At 33.4% G+C, this 19955-nt stretch carries 19 protein-coding genes; 18 read left to right on the forward strand and 1 reads right to left on the reverse strand.

The window, feature by feature from the left end; translation table 11 throughout:
* Positions 1-41 precede the first annotated feature (41 nt).
* The 4 genes from ACUXEY_RS11000 to ACUXEY_RS11015 are packed head-to-tail and all read left to right on the forward strand — an operon-like array spanning position 42 to position 3379.
* Positions 42-815, forward strand: a complete 774-nt coding sequence (locus ACUXEY_RS11000; RefSeq protein ID WP_210627216.1) for an ABC transporter ATP-binding protein — start codon at positions 42-44, stop codon at positions 813-815.
* Positions 793-1494 carry a branched-chain amino acid ABC transporter ATP-binding protein gene (locus ACUXEY_RS11005; protein ID WP_078419855.1) on the forward strand — a complete coding sequence of 234 codons (702 nt, stop codon included), beginning with the start codon at positions 793-795 and terminating at the stop codon, positions 1492-1494. Before ACUXEY_RS11000 ends, ACUXEY_RS11005 begins: the two co-directional genes overlap by 23 nt.
* 21 nt (positions 1495-1515) lie before the next feature.
* Positions 1516-2376, forward strand: a complete 861-nt coding sequence (locus ACUXEY_RS11010; protein WP_166702593.1) for a branched-chain amino acid ABC transporter permease — start codon at positions 1516-1518, stop codon at positions 2374-2376.
* 49 nt (positions 2377-2425) lie between these two features.
* Positions 2426-3379: a branched-chain amino acid ABC transporter permease gene (locus tag ACUXEY_RS11015; RefSeq protein WP_166702653.1), complete on the forward strand. Its 954-nt coding sequence runs from the start codon at positions 2426-2428 to the stop codon at positions 3377-3379.
* Between the two features lie 96 nt (positions 3380-3475).
* Here the strand turns inward: ACUXEY_RS11015 and ACUXEY_RS11020 are convergent, their stop codons facing one another.
* Positions 3476-4264 (reverse strand): LysR family transcriptional regulator, encoded by a 789-nt coding sequence (locus tag ACUXEY_RS11020; RefSeq protein ID WP_166702595.1) that lies wholly within the window; start codon positions 4262-4264, stop codon positions 3476-3478.
* Between the two features lie 120 nt (positions 4265-4384).
* Between ACUXEY_RS11020 and ACUXEY_RS11025 the strand changes: the two genes are divergently transcribed.
* The 14 genes from ACUXEY_RS11025 (at position 4385) to ACUXEY_RS11090 (ending at position 19907) form a co-directional block, all read left to right on the forward strand.
* A complete protein-coding gene (locus ACUXEY_RS11025; RefSeq protein ID WP_166702597.1) occupies positions 4385-4933 on the forward strand; it encodes a DUF4865 family protein in 549 nt (182 codons plus the stop codon).
* Between the two features lie 41 nt (positions 4934-4974).
* The gene (locus ACUXEY_RS11030; protein WP_166702599.1) at positions 4975-5382 is read left to right on the forward strand and encodes a tautomerase family protein; all 408 of its coding nucleotides are present in this window, start codon (positions 4975-4977) and stop codon (positions 5380-5382) included.
* A 1-nt stretch (position 5383) separates the two neighbouring features.
* The gene (locus ACUXEY_RS11035; protein WP_429602265.1) at positions 5384-5707 is read left to right on the forward strand and encodes a carboxymuconolactone decarboxylase family protein; all 324 of its coding nucleotides are present in this window, start codon (positions 5384-5386) and stop codon (positions 5705-5707) included.
* A gap of 144 nt (positions 5708-5851) precedes the next feature.
* On the forward strand, positions 5852-6295 hold the full coding sequence (locus tag ACUXEY_RS11040; RefSeq protein WP_001205523.1) for a MarR family winged helix-turn-helix transcriptional regulator: 444 nt from the start codon (positions 5852-5854) through the stop codon (positions 6293-6295).
* Positions 6296-6378: 83 nt separating this feature from the next.
* Positions 6379-7434 carry an LLM class flavin-dependent oxidoreductase gene (locus tag ACUXEY_RS11045; RefSeq protein ID WP_429602264.1) on the forward strand — a complete coding sequence of 352 codons (1056 nt, stop codon included), beginning with the start codon at positions 6379-6381 and terminating at the stop codon, positions 7432-7434.
* Between the two features lie 616 nt (positions 7435-8050).
* A complete protein-coding gene (cydA, locus tag ACUXEY_RS11050; RefSeq protein ID WP_461300677.1) occupies positions 8051-9454 on the forward strand; it encodes a cytochrome ubiquinol oxidase subunit I in 1404 nt (467 codons plus the stop codon).
* A complete protein-coding gene (cydB, locus tag ACUXEY_RS11055) occupies positions 9441-10457 on the forward strand; it encodes a cytochrome d ubiquinol oxidase subunit II (protein WP_071757894.1) in 1017 nt (338 codons plus the stop codon). Before cydA ends, cydB begins: the two co-directional genes overlap by 14 nt.
* Entirely contained in the window at positions 10457-12172 is a 1716-nt protein-coding gene (gene cydD, locus ACUXEY_RS11060) for a thiol reductant ABC exporter subunit CydD (RefSeq protein WP_461300678.1), read from the forward strand. Before cydB ends, cydD begins: the two co-directional genes overlap by 1 nt.
* A 2-nt stretch (positions 12173-12174) precedes the next feature.
* The gene (gene cydC, locus ACUXEY_RS11065; RefSeq protein WP_461300679.1) at positions 12175-13899 is read left to right on the forward strand and encodes a thiol reductant ABC exporter subunit CydC; all 1725 of its coding nucleotides are present in this window, start codon (positions 12175-12177) and stop codon (positions 13897-13899) included.
* A gap of 133 nt (positions 13900-14032) precedes the next feature.
* A complete protein-coding gene (locus tag ACUXEY_RS11070) occupies positions 14033-15181 on the forward strand; it encodes a hypothetical protein (protein ID WP_429602260.1) in 1149 nt (382 codons plus the stop codon).
* A gap of 105 nt (positions 15182-15286) precedes the next feature.
* Positions 15287-17848, forward strand: coding sequence for a glycosyltransferase (locus tag ACUXEY_RS11075; protein WP_461300680.1), 2562 nt, complete (start codon positions 15287-15289; stop codon positions 17846-17848).
* A 19-nt stretch (positions 17849-17867) separates the two neighbouring features.
* A complete protein-coding gene (locus tag ACUXEY_RS11080; protein WP_461300681.1) occupies positions 17868-18998 on the forward strand; it encodes an aminotransferase class I/II-fold pyridoxal phosphate-dependent enzyme in 1131 nt (376 codons plus the stop codon).
* Positions 18991-19557 carry an acyltransferase gene (locus tag ACUXEY_RS11085; protein WP_461300682.1) on the forward strand — a complete coding sequence of 189 codons (567 nt, stop codon included), beginning with the start codon at positions 18991-18993 and terminating at the stop codon, positions 19555-19557. Before ACUXEY_RS11080 ends, ACUXEY_RS11085 begins: the two co-directional genes overlap by 8 nt.
* A 128-nt stretch (positions 19558-19685) precedes the next feature.
* Positions 19686-19907, forward strand: coding sequence for a hypothetical protein (locus ACUXEY_RS11090; RefSeq protein WP_166702615.1), 222 nt, complete (start codon positions 19686-19688; stop codon positions 19905-19907).
* The last annotated feature ends 48 nt before the right edge of the window (positions 19908-19955 follow it).

A 19955-nucleotide genomic window follows, 5' to 3' on the forward strand; every position in this document is an offset into this window, starting at 1 on the left:
CGTATTTCTTTCAAACTTAAAGCTTTAAAGGGAGGGATTTCGTGACACATTTGCTAGAAACGAAAAATCTTAGCGTATCTTTTGGGGAACATCATGTTATTAAAGATGTGAATGTAACAGTACAAAAAGGAAAGCTCATTTCCATTATTGGACCAAATGGTGCAGGAAAGACAACGTTATTTAATTTACTAAGTGGGCAAATTTCCCCAACGAAGGGTGAAGTATATTTTAAAGGACAAGAGATTACAAAGTTATCAATTTCAGATCGAACTCGATTAGGAATTGGTCGTTCTTTTCAACTTACAAATATATTTCCAGAGTTAACGGTACTTGAAAATGTTCGTTTAAGTGTTCAATCATTCGTGCAAGATTACTATAGTTTTTTTCCGAGTTCGGCAAAATTTAAGCAACAAGTTGGAGAGGCGAGACGTTTCTTAAAAACAGTATTACTTCAGGAGAAAGAACATGTATTAGCGAAAGATTTAGCGCATGGAGAAAAGCGAAAATTAGAGCTTGCGATGTTATTAGCTTTAAAAACGGATGTGTTACTACTTGATGAGCCGACGGCAGGTATATCAGTTGAGGAGGTACCAGCTATTTTACAAGTGATTGAAAATATTAAGAAACATCCAGAGAGTACAATTGTACTTATTGAACACAAAATGGATATGGTACTAGGTTTGTCAGATCATCTTATCGTTTTATTTCATGGAGAGCTATTGGCTGAAGGTTTACCCGAAGAAATTATGAAAGATGAGCGTGTACAAAGTGCTTATTTAGGGGGATTATATAGTGGCACTATTACAAGTGAATAATATAGAGACGTATTTAGATCAGTTTCATATTTTACAAGGGGTATCTCTTGCTGTTGAAAAAGGAACGATTACTGTACTGTTTGGCAGAAATGGGGCAGGGAAGACGACGACGTTACGTTCGGTTATGGGATTTCATCATATCGCACATGGTGAAATTTATTATGATCGTACACAAGTAAATGGATTATCTACACATTTAATTTCAAGGAAAGGAATAGGGTATGTACCAGAAAATCAAGGTATCTTTCACGACCTGACAGTAGAAGAAACATTCGCTCTTGCTAGAGGTAAGGGTGAAGAAGCGGAAGAAAAAATAGAATGGATGCTGGAACTATTTCCAGATTTAAAGCAATTTTGGCACAAAAAAAGCGGACTCCTAAGTGGAGGACAAAAGCAAATGTTAGCAATTTCAAGAGCATTTATTAATAGTGATGGTTTACTACTTATTGATGAGCCGAGTAAAGGGTTGTCTCCTATTATGATAGAAAAGTTAATGATAGCCATTTTGAAAATGAAGGAGAAAACAACAGTTTTACTCGTTGAACAAAATTTTATGATGGCTAGTCAAATTGGTGATTACTTTTATATTATGGATAATGGAAAAATTGTTCATAACGGTTTTATGCACGAATTAAAAGAGGATAAGGAAATGTGTCAAAAATATTTAGGGATCTCTTAACATGAATCCGGGGTGAGAAGGATGGATGTGTTAATCAATTTATTTGTAAATGGAATTTCAACAGGGATGCTCATTTTTTTATTAGCGTCAGGTCTTTCGCTTATTTTCGGTTTAATGAGTGTTCTAAACTTTGCACATGGTGGATTATTTGCGTGGGGAGCGTTTACAGGTGTTTGGCTATTTAATATGACAGGTAGTTATGTATTAGCGCTAATTGGGGCAATAGCTATGGGAATGTTCCTTGGATTCATTTTAGAAAGATTCCTTATTAGACCTGTATATGGAAATCATGTTCGCCAGCTTCTTGTGACGCTTGGAGGAATGCTTGTACTTAGTGAATGTATTAAAGTATTTTGGGGACCTAATCCAATTGGTGCAAAATTACCATTATGGCTACAGGGAAGTTTTACGTTCGGAGGAGTTATCTTAATTAAATATCGTTTATTCGTTATTTTAATTGGGATCATCATTTATATTGCCTTACTATTACTGCTCAAAAAAACAAAGATAGGTCTTATGATACGTGCTGGTGTAATGGATAAAGAGATGGTTCAAGCGCTCGGTATTAACGTAAAAGCGATATTTTCTTTCGTCTTTTTATTAGGAGCAGGGATGGCAGCGTTGGGAGGATTCTTATTAGCACCATATTCAGGCGTTATTTTCGCTGAGATGGGTATGCAGTATGCGATTTTAGCTTTCATAGTAGTAATCATTGGAGGGCTAGGAAGCGTACAAGGTTCGGCAATCGCTTCTTTAATTGTCGGATTAGCTGGTGCTTTTACAGCGTATTTTATACCAGATTTATCACTTGCAATCAATATGTTAATGTTACTATTTTTCTTAATCGTGAAGCCAAATGGACTTGTTAGTGAAAAGGGGTGAAATGGTGAACAGCACATCAAATCGAATTAAAGTATACTTCGGAGTATTTATGCTCATTTGTTTAAGTGTATTTCCATTCGTAAATGATTCAAGGAGCTTGTTAATTTTGTTCACTCAAATCTTCATCTTTGCTATTTTTGCAATGAGTTTTGATGTATTGCTTGGATATACAGGAATTGTATCGTTCGGTCATTGTATGTTCTTTGGAATAGGAGCATATGGCGTAGCCCTTTTATTTGATCGGCAAGGAGTATCTATAACGAACTTTTTTATAGGGCTAGTAGCTGCAATTATCATTTCAGCAATTGTTAGTTATATAATTGGTTTGCTTTCTTTACGGCTGAAAAGTCATTTTTATGCAATGTTAACACTTGCTATTTCACAGTTGTTTTTCGTACTTGCTGAAAAATGGCGTGGGCTTACTCACGGAGGGGATGGTTTTACATTTGGTGTACCAGATTTATTCCGTGATCGTTTTACTTTTTATTATGTAACACTTATATGTTTAATTGTTATTTTTATTCTGTTACGTCTTTTTACTAAATCTTCTATCGGAAAAGTATTAAAGGCAATTTCACAAAATGAACAACGTGTTGAAGCATTAGGATATAAAGTTCTTCATTATAAAATTATTGCTAGTATTGTGGCAGGAGTAGTAGCTGCGATTAGTGGTGGTTTATTTGTTATCACACTACGCTTTGTAAATACGACTGTATTTTCAATTGAAATGACATTAAATGCATTATTGATGACGATGATTGGAGGCGTTGGAACGTTAATTGGAGCGATTGCTGGAGCTGGAATTATTGAATCACTGAAATATTATTTATCAGAACTAGCTACAGCGTATCCGATTTTTGAACGATGGACGATTATTCTTGGTTTATTGTACATTATCGTATTGCTAGTTTTCCCGAAAGGATTAGTTGGGACGGTAAAGAGTTTGAAGAATGTGAAACGGAATAAGAAGGAGAAAAGTGCAGAAGTGGAGCAAAATGTGTGAAAAATCAATTGTATAGAATATGAAAACCCCTCTTTTAGATTCGTAAAGGAGGGATTTTTATTGGTGTATGTAATTAGTTAGTTTAAAGATATTATCCTAATCAAATAATTCATTAGGTATTTGTTTTAAAGAGTTTTGATTTGTAAAAAAATGAACAGCTAATTCCTCAATTGGAACATCTTCAATGGGCACTAAGTTATCATTTTTAATCGGTAAAAAGGCTATCCCTTTACCGTCCTGAATAAACTCTTCCATAAGCGAATAAGAATCTAATTGTTGAAGTTGAAGTTGAGATAAATTATTATCTTTTAGAAATTGTATCGTCTTATTTCTAAAAGGGCACTTTTTGTCATTGCTAACGAAGAAGAGTTCCTTTGAATAGTCAATGATAAGCGTTCCTTTCGCTTGTAATAAGCCTACGGAAATGGAAGTAGTAAATACTTTTTTAAAAGCTGCTTCGGGATCATCCTCGTAAGTAATGACCATATCAACTTTTTGTTGTTGCAGTAATTTATGCAAATGACTACTATTTTCTACATATATTTGATAATTCCTGAAATTTTCTTTAATACGCTTACTTACATAATTGGTCAAAATAGATTGTGACGTCGCTATTATATAAGAAGAACCACTCGTTTTAATTTTATCTTTCGCTTCTTCTACTAAAGTTAATATTTGATTCGTATAGTCTAATAAAATGTCACCAGAAGGTAATAAGGAAACGCCTTTATTATCTCTATGTAGTAAAGGAGTTTCTAATTCTTGTTCTAATTTTTTGATTCGTTCAGTTACGTTTGGCTGAACATATCCTAACTCTTTAGCAGCTTTACTAATAGAACCTTCACTAGCTACAGTTTTGAATATAATAAGATCATTTATTTCCATGTATCACAGCCCCTTATACGGTATCATTATAAATGATATCAAACATAATTTATACCTATTTTACGTTAGTTAATTATCGGTTTATCATTTTGTATATAAGATAGAAAGTGAGTGATAAACATGATTGGAATGCAATATAAGGTCATTTTGCCAAAGGATTATGATATGGAGATCATTAAAAAAAGGGTAAAGGATAATGGACATAAAACGGATGGTTTTCAAGAACTAAATTTTAAAGCGTATTTAATTAATGAGGCAGGTAAGGATGGGAATTTCTATAACTGTTATGCACCTTTATATGTTTGGAATGGCCATGAAGGAATGAACAAATTTATCTTTGAAGGGTATTACGATAATATTTTACAATCTTTTGGATGGCAACAAATAAATATAGGTGTTCCATTAGTTGTTAATTTAAGCGATGATTTTAAAAAAAGTAGATATGCTGTTGAGTATACAGGGAGTATTTCTCAAAGTAATTCACTGAGAGGGACTCAATTAAACACTTTGAATGAGAATGTACAAAACATAGAAAAGAGTTTAGGAAATGTAATTATTTATAATCCAGATAAATGGGGATATAGCCAATTCAGATTTTATAATGATAAGCCTGATATGGTAACGAATAAAGATGTTACAGTATATGAGATTTTGCACATTTCACGATGAAAATTTGTTAAATGTTAAATTAAGAAAAGGAATGAAAATGTATGCCTTTTGTGAACGTTTATTATCATGAAAATAAATTAAATAAAGAAGAGATCAAAAAGATAGGTGAATGTATTCATCTTTCATTAATTGAAAATTTTAACATCCCTGAAAATGATTATTTTCAACTGTTTTTATCTTACTCGCAAAATCACTTTTTATATAATCCATATTATTTGTTGGAAGGAGGAGAAAAGAGAACAAAGAATATGATTTATGTTTCTATTACATGTGGACCGGGAAGAACGATAAAACAGAAAAGTGATCTGTATCAGTCGATATCCTCGAATGTTTCTGAATGTTCTAGTATAAAAAGTGCAGATATTTTTATTACGCTAAATGAGACATCTGCAGAAAATTGGTCATTTGGTCAAGGAATGGCACAATTGGTAAAAGTGAAGGGGGAGTGAAATGATGAATGAATCCATTGAATATTGTATTCAAGAGAAAATGAGAGAAAAGGCACCTGCATTTTCTCATTATAGTGAAGAGATATTGTTCGAGGAAGTGTGGCGGGATGCCACTTTAACATTAAGAGAAAGAAGTTTATGTACAGTGGCGGCATTAATTAGTCTTAATCAGACAGAACAATTACCATTTCATTTGCGACTGGCCAAACAAAATGGAATTAAAGAAAATGAATTGATTGCATTAATAACACATATGGCTTTTTATGTTGGTTGGCCCAAAGCAGCGGGAGCTTTAAATATAGCAATGAATGAAATGGAAAGTTAAGAATAATGATAAGAAAGAATTCATTTAAACATGAATTCTTTCTTATCGTTATTTTTTAATGAGATATTTTTCACTTTTTCTCTTGCTTTTTTATCACTTGCGTAGTAAAGTGATAGTAAGATTCACGATAGGAAGTGATCAAACATGCGTGATAATACGATAGGATCATTAATATGGTTACGTTTAATACGATTTACGAACCAAAGTAATCAGATGTCAAATGAGTTTTTAAAACGTTTTGATTTAACGACAGCTCAATTTGATGTGCTTTTGCAAATACGTACGTATCAACCACTCACACAAATGGAGTTAGCTGAAAAGGTAACAGTTACACAAGGCGGTATTTCTCGAATGTTAACTCGCCTTGAAAAAGAAGGATATATAGTACGAAAACAAGATTGGAAAACGAAAACAATTAGTCTTACAGAGCAAGGGGAAGCAGCTTTAGAGAGAGCACTGCCAGAGCAGCTTGCATTTCAATCTTCGTTTTTTGATGATGTATTAAATGAAGAAGAGCAGAAAATATTATACGAGCTAATGACGAAAGTGCATAAGCACAGTGAAAAAAAAGAATTACCGCAAGAGTAATTTTTTTTACATTATCAATTGACTAATCAAGTGAAGGTTGATTGAAGAAAATTAATATGACTTAATTAAAGGAGAGAACAACTATGGAAAAATACCGTATGGATACAAGTAAAGGAATGGAGTTTGGATTATATTCGATCGGGGACCATGTATTAAATCCGCATAATGGAGAGAAAATTAGTGCTGAACAAAGAATTCATGAATTAATTGAAACAGCTAAGTTAGCAGATGAAGCTGGACTTGATGTATTTGCTGTCGGTGAAAGTCATCAAACGCATTTTACAACGCAAGCTCATACAGTTATTTTAGGGGCTATTGCACAAGCTACGAAAAATATAAAAATTGCAAGTTCAGCAACGATAATAAGTACATCTGATCCGGTACGAGTATATGAGGATTTTGCTACAATTGACTTGATTTCTAATGGACGTGCAGAAATCGTGGCTGGTCGTGGATCTCGTATTGGGGGATATAGTTTACTTGGTTATGACGTGAATGATTATGAAGAATTATTTGAAGAGAAGATGGAACTTTTATTGAAAATTAATAATGAGGAACATGTAACTTGGAATGGACAGTTCAGAGCACCGCTTGCACACGCATCGGTTATTCCAAGAGCGAAAAATAATAATTTACCAATTTGGCGTGCAGTCGGTGGCCCACCAGCTAGTGCGATTAAAGCAGGACGTGCGGGCGTACCAATGATGATAACAACACTAGGTGGTCCAGCTATTAACTTTAAAGGATCAGTAGATGCTTACCGTGAGGCTGCAGAGCAAAGTGGATTTAATCCAGCAAGTTTACCAGTTGCAACGACGAGTTTATTTTATACAGCAAAAAATTCACAAGATGCATTTAATGAATACTATCCTCATATTAATGCTGGTATGCTTACACTGCGCGGTGGTGGGTATCCGAAACAACAATTTACAAATGCAGTAGATTATCGTGATGCATTAATGGTTGGTAGTCCGCAACAAATTATTGAAAAAATGCTTTACCAATATGAATTGTTTGGACAACAACGTTTTATGGCACAAATTGATTTTGGTGGTGTACCACTTAATAAAATTGAGAAAAATATCGAACTAATTGCTACTGAGATTTTACCGGCTATTAGAAAACATACAGCAAAATAATTTAAAAAATACCGAGAGTGTAATCGATTCTCGGTATTTTTTATGTATGAATTTAGTTCGAAAAAATGACAATAAAATGAATTTTTAGTCTAGAAAGAGGGAGGGTATTTTCTATTTTTGAATAACATTATTTCGTGTTTGAATTTTAGAAATATATTTTTCTCTTGACAAAAAACTCACTGATTTCTTTGTTGGTTTAGAGGACATTTTTTCGCATGAAAGTCAAGTGTATGAAGAGAAAAATGATTATTTTATTGATATGGAAGTAAGTCTTATATTTAAAAAATACATTTTATTAATGAGAAAAATCTAATTCAAGAAAATGACAAAAGACATATTTCAGACAAAATGATGTCAATAATACGTCAAAAATCAGCTGAATTTACTATGCAGGTATATTATACAATTCGATTAACGAATAAAACACTACTGAAATAGTGAAAAGGTAAATTTTATGAGAAAGTTCTTTTGTAATTATCTTGAAAACTGAAAATTTATATTTTCTAAAAGTACATAAACAAATTTATCTTTCTATATTTCTAAGAATTGAGTTGTTTTATTCATACAACTCAATTGAAATTACGATATAAAAAATTATGAAGGAAGTGATTGTAGTATGGAAACGCTCGAATTGGCACGAATACAATTCGCATCAACAACGATTTTCCATTACTTTTTTGTTCCGCTGTCTATTGGTTTAGCTTTTATCATTGCGTTAATGCAAACGTTATATGTAGTAAAGGGACAAGAAATTTATAAGAAGATGACGAAGTTTTGGACACAAATATTCCTTGTTAACTTTGCGGTAGGTGTAGTAACTGGTATTTTACAAGAATTCCAGTTTGGTATGAACTGGTCAACATATTCACGCTTCGTAGGTGATGTGTTTGGTCCATCACTTGCGATTGAAGGTTTATTAGCATTTTTCATTGAGTCTACATTCTTAGGTTTATGGGTATTCGGTGAGGATAAATTACCGAAGCGTATTCACCTTTTATGTATTTGGCTCCTTTCAATTGGAACAATGTTATCAGCATTTTGGATTTTAACTGCAAGTGCATTTATGCAATCGCCAGTAGGATATGAAATGGCAGCAGATGGACGTGCACAAATGAATGATTTCTTAGCGATCATTCAAAACCCACAATTATGGGTACAATTCCCGCATACAATTACAGCGGCGATTGCAACAGGTGCATTCTTTATTGCAGGTGTGAGTGCATGGAAAATAACGAAAGCTCAAGAAACTGAAGTGTTTAAAAAATCGTTCCGCATTTCTATCATTGTTGGAACAATTACAACTGCGCTAGTATTATTCTTCGGTCATGCGCAAGCACAACAATTAATTAAGACACATCCAATGAAAATGGCAGCAGCTGAAGCGTTATGGAATACGAGTGAAGATCCAGCGCCATTTACAGTATTTGCAAAAATTGATGCAGAGAAGCAAGAAAACTCGTTTGAAATTCAAATCCCTTATATGCTAAGTCTATTATCATTTGATAAATTTAGCGGTCAAGTAGAAGGGATGAATCAAATTCAAAAGCAATATGAAGAAAAATATGGGCCTGGAGACTATATTCCACCAGTACACACTATGTTCTGGAGTTTTAGAGCGATGGTAATGAGTGGAACATTTATGCTTCTTCTAGGAGCGTACGGATGGTTCTTATCAAGAAAAGATCGATTAGCTGAAAAAACTTGGTATTTAAAATTAATGGTGTATGCAATTGCACTACCGTTTATCGGTAATACAGTAGGATGGATTATGACTGAAATGGGACGTCAGCCTTGGGTAGTTTTCGGTGTTATGAAAACGGAAGATGCTGTATCTCCAAATGTTACGTTCGGAGAAGTATTATTCTCTTTAGTTTCGTTCACATCACTATATTTAATTATAGGTGGAATTACTATTTACTTATTCGTTCGTACTATTAAAGGACATGAGAATAAGAAAGCGAAACAGGATTCTCAAAGCCATGATCCATTTGATAAGGAGGATGAGTATGTTATCTCTTAATGAGTTGTGGTTTATCATTATTGCAGTTTTATTCGTAGGCTTCTTTGTACTTGAAGGTTTCGATTTTGGTGTAGGTATAGTCTCAAGGTTTTTAGGGGAAAACGATTTAGAGAAAAGAATTTACTTAAATACAATTGGTCCATTTTGGCACGCCAATGAAGTATGGCTTGTTTGTGCAGGTGGAGCTATGTTCGCAGCATTCCCGCACTGGTATGCAACTTTATTTAGCGGATTTTACATTCCGTTTGTATTTATGCTTCTCGCTTTAATTATTAGAGGCGTTTCCTTTAAATTCCGTGCGAAAATAGATAATCATAAATGGAAAGGTTTTTGGGATTGGGGTATGTTTTTAGGAAGTTTACTACCGCCTATCCTTTGGGGAGTTGCCATTGCTAACTTTATGGTAGGTATTCCAATTGATGAGACGAAAAATGCTGTAGGTGGATTCTTACAATTACTACATCCATTTGCATTACTTGGAGGAGTTATGTTCCTTCTGCTATGTATTGTTCACGGATTGCAATTCCTTACTATACGTACAACTGGTAAGTTAAGAGAACGTGCACGTATTGCTGCGTTGAAAATTGCACCGCTTGCAATTATAGCACTTCTAATTTTTGCCGGTGTAGGGTTATGGAAAACAGATATATTCACTGGTCATGGTACAGAGTGGATTATGGTTCCGATCGGAGCTTTTGTAGCATTATGTGCGTCAACATTATTAAATAAAAGAAGAAGAGATGGTTGGGCTTTCGTTATGACGAGTTTAACAATCGTTTTACTAAGTGCGAGTGTGTTTGCCGGCATGTTCCCACGTGTCTTAATTAGCTCGTTAGGGTCAATATACGATTTAACAATTTATAATGCAGCATCGGGAGATTATGCACTAAAACTGATGACGTATTTTTCAATTGCTATATTGCCATTTGTTTTGGGAAGTCAAATATGGAGTTTCTATGTGTTTAGACAACCTGTTAAGTCAGATAAAGATTTGGAGTACTAATGAAAAGAAAAAGAGGACTTCCGTCGTATCCTGGTAGCCGAGTTTTATATGTAGTGTTAACAATCATTAGCATTTTAGAAGCTTTTAGTATTATTGCGCAAACAGTGTTTTTAGCACGGGCTATTACGTTTTTATTTCAAGGAGAAACAGTGCAATCTGTGTTAAATGAAACGGTTTATTTTGGAATCGCGTTTGCATTACGTCACATGCTAGTTCGAGTATCGCAAATATTAGTGGAACGTTTCGCTGAAAAAACAGGATCGCTACTGCGAAAACAATTAATAGAGGCGTATTTCACATTAGGTCCACGGTATGTTCAAACTGCTGGAACAGGTCATCTGGTTACCTTATCGATAGAAGGTATTGAGAAATTTAAAACATATATTGAATTAACAATTCCTAAAATGATTAGAAGTAGTATCGTACTGGGACTAATTGTACTATATGTTTTTACGCTAGATATTGAGTCTGGAATCATTTTAGTTGTAACGATTCCTATCGTAATTATATTTATGATTCTACTCGGATTAGCAGCGCAGAAAATGGCGGATAGTCAGTATGAGACATATCGTGTACTTTCTAATCATTTTGTAGATACGTTAAAAGGGTTAGAAACATTAAAGTATTTAGGGAAAAGTAAACAGCATGAAGGAAAGATTGAAAAAGTAAGTAAAAGATATAGAAAAGCAACGATGCGTACTTTGCGAGTTGCTTTTCTTTCTTCTTTTGCATTAGATTTCTTTACGAGTTTATCAATCGCATTTGTGGCAGTCGGATTAGGGATACGTTTAATAGATGGGACAATTGTACTACTGCCAGCCCTTACAATTTTAATTTTAGCTCCGGAATATTTTCTGCCAATTAAACAAGTTGGTGCAAATTATCATGCTACGTTAGATGGACAACTTGCAATGGAGCAAATAGAAGAGATTTTACAGCAACAAAAAGAAATAGGAAAGAAAGAATCTAATGTAGATTTAATATGGAATTCAACTAGTAACTTGAAATTACAAGATATAAAAGTAAAGAGTGATCAATCTGAAAAAGCTATATTAGAGGGAATTGATTTTACTTGGAAAGGCACTGGTGCTATAGGTGTAATTGGTGAAAGTGGGGCAGGGAAATCAACGTTAATCGACGTATTAGCAGGATTTTTAACTCCTTCAGCTGGAAAGATGATCGTAAATGGTGTGGAAATTGACGGGGCTACTCGTGAAGAGTGGCAAAAGAATATTGCTTATATTCCGCAGCACCCTTATATTTTCCCGCTTTCATTAAAAGATAACATTTGTTTTTACGAAACAAATACAACGGATGAAGAAGTGGAAAGAGTTATTAATGAAGTTGGTCTTCGTTCACTTGTTACATCGCTTCCGAACGGGATGTACGAAAAAATTGGAGAAGGTGGACGTATGCTTAGTGGCGGGCAAGAACAACGTGTTGCTATGGCGCGTGCAATTTTAAGTAAAAAGCCAATTATTTTATTAGACGAGCCTACGGCACATCTTGATATAGAAACAGAGTTTGAAATAAAGCAAGCGATGTTACGTCTGTTTGAAGGTAAGCTAGTATTTCTTGCAACGCATCGTCTTCACTGGATGAAACAGATGGATCATATTCTTGTTTTAAATAAAGGGAAAATGATAGAAAGTGGAACGTATGAAGAGCTTTTAAAGAATGAGGCATTACATTTTCATAGGAAAGAGAGGAGATAGAGATGGGTAACTGGATTAAACCTTATATACAGCAAAATAAAGGTAGAATGACTGTAACTATTTTCCTTGGTCTTCTTGGAGTTAGTTCAGGTGCAATGTTACTTTTTATTTCAGGTTATTTAATCTCTAAATCTGCTCTTCGACCAGAAAATGTAATGGCTGTATATGTTCCTATCGTTGCAACACGTGCGTTTAGTATAGGGCAAGCGGTATTTCATTATTTAGAGCGTTTAGTTGGACATGATGTCGTATTACGCATATTAGAAAAAATGAGAACGAAACTATATAGAATAGTAGAACCGCAGGCGTTATTTTTCCGTTCGCGATTTCAAACGGGCGATATGCTAGGGGTGTTATCGGAAGATATAGAGCATTTGCAAAACCTATATTTACGTACAATATTTCCTAGCATATTAGCATTAGTTGTATATAGCATATTCGTACTTGTTATCGGTGCGTTTGACGTAGTGTTTGCACTTATTGCAGGGTGTATGCTAGCGATTATCGTCTTTCTTCTTCCATTTGTATCATTACTTTTAATGAAGCGACATCATGTTACTCTAAAACAAGGAAGAAACCGTTTGTATCAACAACTAACAGACGCTGTTTTTGGATTATCTGATTGGCAAGCAAGTGGTAGAAAAGATGAATTCATTGATAAGTATGTAGAACAAAATGCGCAGTTGTTAAAAACGGAAAAAAGAATGAAACGCTGGAATCACATTCGGGACAGTATCATTCAATTAGTAGTGGGTATTGTAGTTATTTCAATGATCATATGGACTGGAAATGAGGCGGCAAGTGAACAAATTGCACCTACCGTTATTGCGGCTTTCGTCTTAATGACGTTATCTGTCACAAACGCGCTTATTCCTCTTTCAGATGCTATTGATCGCATTCCATCATATGTAGAATCTGCTCATCGTCTAAATCAAATAGAAGGTAATGATGTTTTACACGATGAAAAGGAATTACATGTAGATAAAGATTATGCTGCATCAAAACATATAGACATTGAATTAAATAATGTATCGTATAGTTACCCAGATAGTAATGAATTCGTATTGAAAGAAGTATCACTACAAATAAAGGCAGGAAAGAAAATCGCCATTTTAGGAAGAAGCGGAACAGGGAAATCTACTTTGTTAAAATTGTTAACAGGTGCGCTAAGCCCGTTGCATGGTGAAGTTTTATTAAATAGTCAACATGCTCATACGAATCTTTTATCAAAATATATTTCTGTATTGAATCAAAAGCCGCATTTATTCGATACGACAATTGGAAATAATGTACGAATCGGTAAACCAGAGGCTACGGATGAAGAGATATGGACAGCTTTAGAGAAAGCACAATTAGCTTCGCATATTGCTACCCTTCCAGATGGATTACAAACAAAAATGCATGAAATGGGAAAAAGGTTTTCTGGCGGGGAAAGACAACGGGTTGCTTTTGCTAGAACGCTCATGCAAGAAGCACCAATCATTGTACTGGATGAACCTACAATCGGCTTAGATCCAAAGACAGAATTGTCTTTAATAGAAACAATGTTTTCTGCAACGGAAGAAAAGACAGTAATTTGGATTACGCACCATCTTGTAGGAATTGAACATGTAGATGAAGTTATATTCCTTGATCGTGGTAAAATTGTGATGCAAGGGAGTCATGAACAACTTCTGAAGGAAAATGAGAAGTATCGAAAGCTTTATGAGTTAGATAAAGGAATATAGTTTGAATAAGTAATAATTGTAAAATAGCTACGCCTAATGGTGCAGCTATTTTTTTGTATTGAATTAAATATATATATGATCGTTACGAATGAAAAATGAACTTCATATTATACATATAATGGAGGGGATGTACATGAATGAGCAGTATAAAATTATTGTTTTAAGTGATGAATTATCAGTGGGTAGGATTCGAAATGCATTAGACAAAAATAAATGTAAAACAATAGTTCATGTTGTAAACGTTTCAAATATTGTTCGTGTAGAAAATTCTTTTCAATATATAGTCATTTGGAGGGTGGACGCAGAAAAAATTGCAAATGAATTGATAAATAGGGGCGTGCAAAGTACAAAAATTATAAATTTAACAAAATACATGTATGAATGGAAGGATAAATTAATTTCTATATATCAAATAAATCCGGATCTTATGTCTTTATACATTTCTATGAAAAAAGCAAAGGGTGATCCGACGTATGAATTGTTTGCTACCGGTTTGTCTTATCCGCATTGTGGCATAAGTACGGAGCTCCTCTCAAAAAAATCAATTAAATTAACACTTCCATCGCAAGATCTATACTATGATTATTTAATCGCGTCACAACTTCTATTAAACAAACATTCATTTCAATATTGTTTGATAGGAATAGCCTATTTCTCTTTTTACTTTGACATGTCGTTATCATCTGAAGCATATAGAATTCACAAAGTATATTATCCATTGTTTCAAGACGGGCATCATACTGCAGTCCATTCACCTCTACCCACTGATGGATTCTCACATCTAGATACTCCGAAACCACTTTTTTCTATTTTTAATTTGCATTTTGAATATATTTTACTAGACGAACTAAAAGATGAATCATTGAAACTACCATGGATAAATGCTGAATGGAATAACACTCCCCTTCATATTCCTTTTGAAGAACATGGGAAAATAAGAGCAGCTTCACATGCTAAATTGTCTTATCCTCATACTTTAGTTGAAAATAAAACGATTTTTAAAACATATTTAGAATTACTGTTAAAAAATGATATAAAGCCACTAATCGTTGTATTCCCTGTTACTTCACATTATTTCAATTGTAGTAGTAAGAAATTAAAAGAAGATTTTTATAAAGTTATAAATGATTTTCAAACTCAATATTCTTTTCAAGTGATAGATTTATTTGATTCACCATTATTTTGTGATGATGATTTTTATGATAGTGATCATATGAATAAAAAAGGTGCAAATAAAATGTCCGCGTTATTAAATATGTTTATTCAGGAACGAAAAGTATGATATTTTGTTTTATGTTTGCATAAAAGTAAATAGGCTCCATACAGTTAAGTAATGTGATTTTTGCATCGAGTATACAAATAATATGCGAAGGGGTGAGAGAGTAAAATGAGAACTCGTTTTGAAAGAAGTGAAGAGGCGGGAGATCAACTTCCATTGGTAAGTGTTTTAATTCCTACGTATAATCGTCCTCACTACTTTGAAAAAGCGTTATGTAGTGTGTTAGAACAAACATACCCTAATATAGAAATTATAGTTGGAGATGATAGTACGAATGACGAAACAGAAAAGGTGTTACAAAAATACTTGTGTGACTATTCAAATATTATTTATATAAAAAACAAGTCAACTCTCGGACAATTTGAAAATGCGTTAATGTTATTTAATGAAGCGAACGGTGAGTATATAAATTTTTTAATGGATGATGATATATTTCATGTGAATAAAATTGAAAAAATGATGAAGTATTTTTTCAATGATCTAGATAATGAAATTAAGCTTATAACATCTCATCGTCAAGTAATTGATGATAAAGGGAAAGAACTAAGACATATTTATTCAACTGTCCGCTTATTTGAAGAGGATACGATTATAGAGGGAACAGAATTAGGAAATAGGGTAATTGTAGATCAAAAAAATTATATTGGAGAACCGACAACAGTTTTATTTCGTAAAAATGATTTACAAGAACCGTATGGGGTTTTTGATAAGAGGAGGTATCTATGTAACGTAGATATTGCTTCATGGCTATCTTTATTAAGTAAAGGAAAAGCAGTATACATAGCAGAGACACTTAGTTACTTTCGATTACATCAAGATCAACAGTTAAATGAATCTAATAAAATGATGGATGGGTTAGAAGACTTTTCCCATAGTATTATAGTAGGAGAAAAATATGGTTTCTTATCCAACGAAAAAGAGTTAGATAAAGCGATAACTAATTTTCTAGATTATGCAAGAAGGATAGTTCCATCATCGATATTATATACATTAGATTATTATCAAAAAATTAGGAGAAAGAAAATAAACATAGAAAAGAAAAAACAACATATAAATAATAATTCTCCTTTACCGAAAGTAAGTATACTTATTCCTGCGTATAATAGACCTTATTACTTGGAAGTAGCGCTCAATAGCGCTCTGAATCAAACATATGAAAATATTGAAATTATTATTTCTGACGACAGTACAAATAATGAAGTTAATGCTATGATTCAACCATATTTACGTGAATATGAGTGTATTACATATGTTAAAAATGAAACACCTTTAGTTGCTGAAAACTTTAATAAGTGTATAGAACTTGCGAACGGTAATTATATAAACTTTTTATTAGATGATGACTTATTTCATCATGAAAAGATCGAGAAAATGATGAAATATTTTTTGACGTTAGAAAATATTTCATTTGTGACGTCATATCGTGAACTAATTGATGAGAATGGAGAGATATTACCACCTTCAACATTGAATATGAAAATTGCGAAAGAAACTACACTTTTTGAAGGGAAAGAATTAGGGAATTACATATTAAAAAATTTAAAAAATATAGTTGGTGAGCCGACAACTGTTCTATTTAATCGAGATTTGTTTGAAGGGAAATTTGGGTATTTTAAAGGAAAGGCTTATTCTGCTATTAATGACATTGCAACTTGGCTTGATATGATGAGGAAAGGAAAAGTAGTTTATATACAAGAACCACTTAGTTCTTTTAGACAACATAGTGGACAAAATCAAAAACAAATGCATTTTATTTTAATGACAATTGAAGAATGGATTGAATTAATTATAGATGCGTATAATAGTGGATTTTTAAGTTCTGAAAGAGATTATAAAGAGAGCTTATCTTATTGCTTAGAAAATGCGGGATTTATAGTTAAGGATGCAGTAAGAAATGGCGAACTAGATCAAATTTATAATGAAAAGATAAAAAAAGGGTTAAACAAGCTAATTGCTCATATGTTTGAAAAAGAATCTTGTTATTGTCAATATTGCAATCAACAATTTGAAAAATTTTCACCTTGGCCAGCACATTACGATTTTCCAAAATATAAATTTGAAATGTGGAATAAAGATACAGGGATATGTCCAGTTTGTAGTTCAATGGATCGTGAAAGATTGTATCGTGCGTACATTGAAGCGGAAACGGACTTGTTAAGTAAACATTATACAATGCTTCATATTGCACCTGAAGCAAAGGTAAGGGATTGGTTTAACGAGTATAAAAATATTACTTATGTATGTGGGGATTTACAACCAAAGGACCCATTAATGAAGGAAATTGATGTTACAAGCATTACATATGATAGTAATACTTTTGATGTAATTTTATGTAGCCATGTATTAGAACACGTTCTTGATGATGACAAAGCAATGCGAGAGTTATATAGAGTTTTAAAGCCAAATGGATGGGGAATTATTCAAGTACCAATCGTAATGAATGTAGATTCTATTATAGAGAATGAATTAATTGTAACACCACAATTGAGAAAATTAGCTTTTGGTCAAGAGGATCATGTGAGAATTTATAATCAATCGGGATTCATTCAACGATTAATGAATGCAGGATTTAAGGTGGAATTATATAACATAGCTGAAAGACAAGGAATGAAAAGTGCTAGGAAATTTGGATTATCTGAAACAGATATGCTCTATATTGTCCGAAAATGATAGGAAGGAATAGATAGATATGGAGAATATTCCTTTTTTACGTGCTTCAACTGTACCTGTAATTGAGTATTTGGACGAATTGAAGGAAATTGATAAATCTCACATATATACGAATTATGGACCTATAAATCAACGTTTTGAAGAAACAATTATGTCGGAATTTTTTCAGAACAGGGGAGCTGTTACAACAGTGGCAAACGCAACGTTAGGGTTAATGGCGGCTATTCAACTTAAGAAAAGAAGAAAAGGAAAATATGCCCTCATGCCTAGTTTTACATTCCCTGCGACTCCGTTAGCAGCTATTTGGTGTGGGTTGGAGCCTTATTTTATTGATATTTCACTAGATGATTGGTATATGGATAAAACAGTACTTTTGGATAAAATTGAAGAATTAAAAGAAGAGGTTGCGATTGTCGTCCCGTACGCAACTTTTGGATCATGGATGAACTTAGAAGAATATGAAGAATTAGAGAAGAAGGGAATTCCGGTTGTCGTAGATGCGGCACCGGGATTCGGATTAATGAATAGAAATATGCATTACGGTCAGGATTTTAGTGGAATGATCGTATATAGCTTTCATGCAACAAAGCCTTTCGGAATTGGTGAGGGTGGGCTTATATATAGTAAAAACGAAGAAGATATACAACGTATTAAAAGAATGGGGAATTTCGGATTTGATGAAAATCGTGAATGTACGATGATAGGGTTTAATTGTAAAATGTCTGAATATGCAGCAGCTATTGGGATTGCGACTATGAAAAAATGGGATCAAAAATTAAAAGAACGCACCCGTATTTCTGAATGGTATAAACAATTGTTACAAAGTAATGGATTAATGAAAAAAGGATGGCAAGTCCAAAAGACAGAAGCGGTTATTCAACAATTTATGCCTATTCTTTGTCCAAAAGAAGTTTGTAACATACAAGTAATAGAAGAACTAAAAAAACAGAAAATAGAAGCTAGATTATACTTTTCACCATCTTGCCACCAACAAGTTCTTTTTAGAAGCTATAAGTCTACAGATTTAATAAAAACGAATAAAATAGCCAAAAGAATAGTAAGTTTACCTTTATGGGAAGGAATGACGAAAGAAATAGTAGAACAAATTGTAATCTGTTTAGGGCAGAAGGTGGTATCGGCAGATGAATAGTTTTTATAGTCAAGAAGAACTAAAGAAAATTGGATTTTTATCTGTTGGGGAAAATGTATTGATCAGTAAAAAAGCGAGTATATATAATCCAGGCACTATATCAGTTGGTAATAATGTAAGAATTGACGATTTTTGCATTTTAAGTGGTAAAATCACAATTGGAAGTTATTCGCATATATCAGCTTATGTAGCGTTATATGGAGGGGAAATTGGGATTGAAATGCATGACTTTGCAAACATCTCAGCCAAAACAATCGTATATGCAGTACTGGACGATTTTAGTGGAAATGCATTAATGGGGCCAACTGTCCTGAATCAATATAGGAATGTAAAAACAAAAGAAGTTATTTTAAAAAAACATGCAATCATTGGTGCTAACTCTATTATTTTTCCAAATGTAACTGTAGGCGAAGGAGCGGCAGTCGGCGCGATGAGTATGGTAAAAAAAAGTTTAGATGATTGGTATATTTATGCTGGAGTTCCCGCAAGAAAAGTAAAACCTCGACAAAAAAAGATGCTAGAGTTAGAAATTGATTTTTTAAAAAACATTAATTCTTAACAGAAAAGAATTAATGTTTTTTTATTTTTATGATAGAGCAGAGTGTATCTTAACTTATTATGTTTTAAATTTTGCTAACCAAGGCAATACTGAGCCATAGTGAATGTAAAGTTGGAGGGCGAACGTATATGTTTGATGAGGATGGGATTGTTTTAATTATGGAGCCTGCTGATGAAAGGAATTTGAGGAGATTTATTTTTTCAGTACCGAAGTCAGTATATGAAAAGAAGGGGCTTACTTTACAGTATGGAGCAGCTATAGGACAAGGATATATGGATATAATTGAAGATATTATTAGCGTACATATAGAAGTAGATGTTGTAACGATAATAGGACATGTGAGAGGTTAAATAGCTATTTGAAAAAGGTTATAGGTGATTTAGCTAGAAGTAATGATA

The organism is Bacillus sp. F9_6S_D1_P_5 (assembly GCF_054823925.1).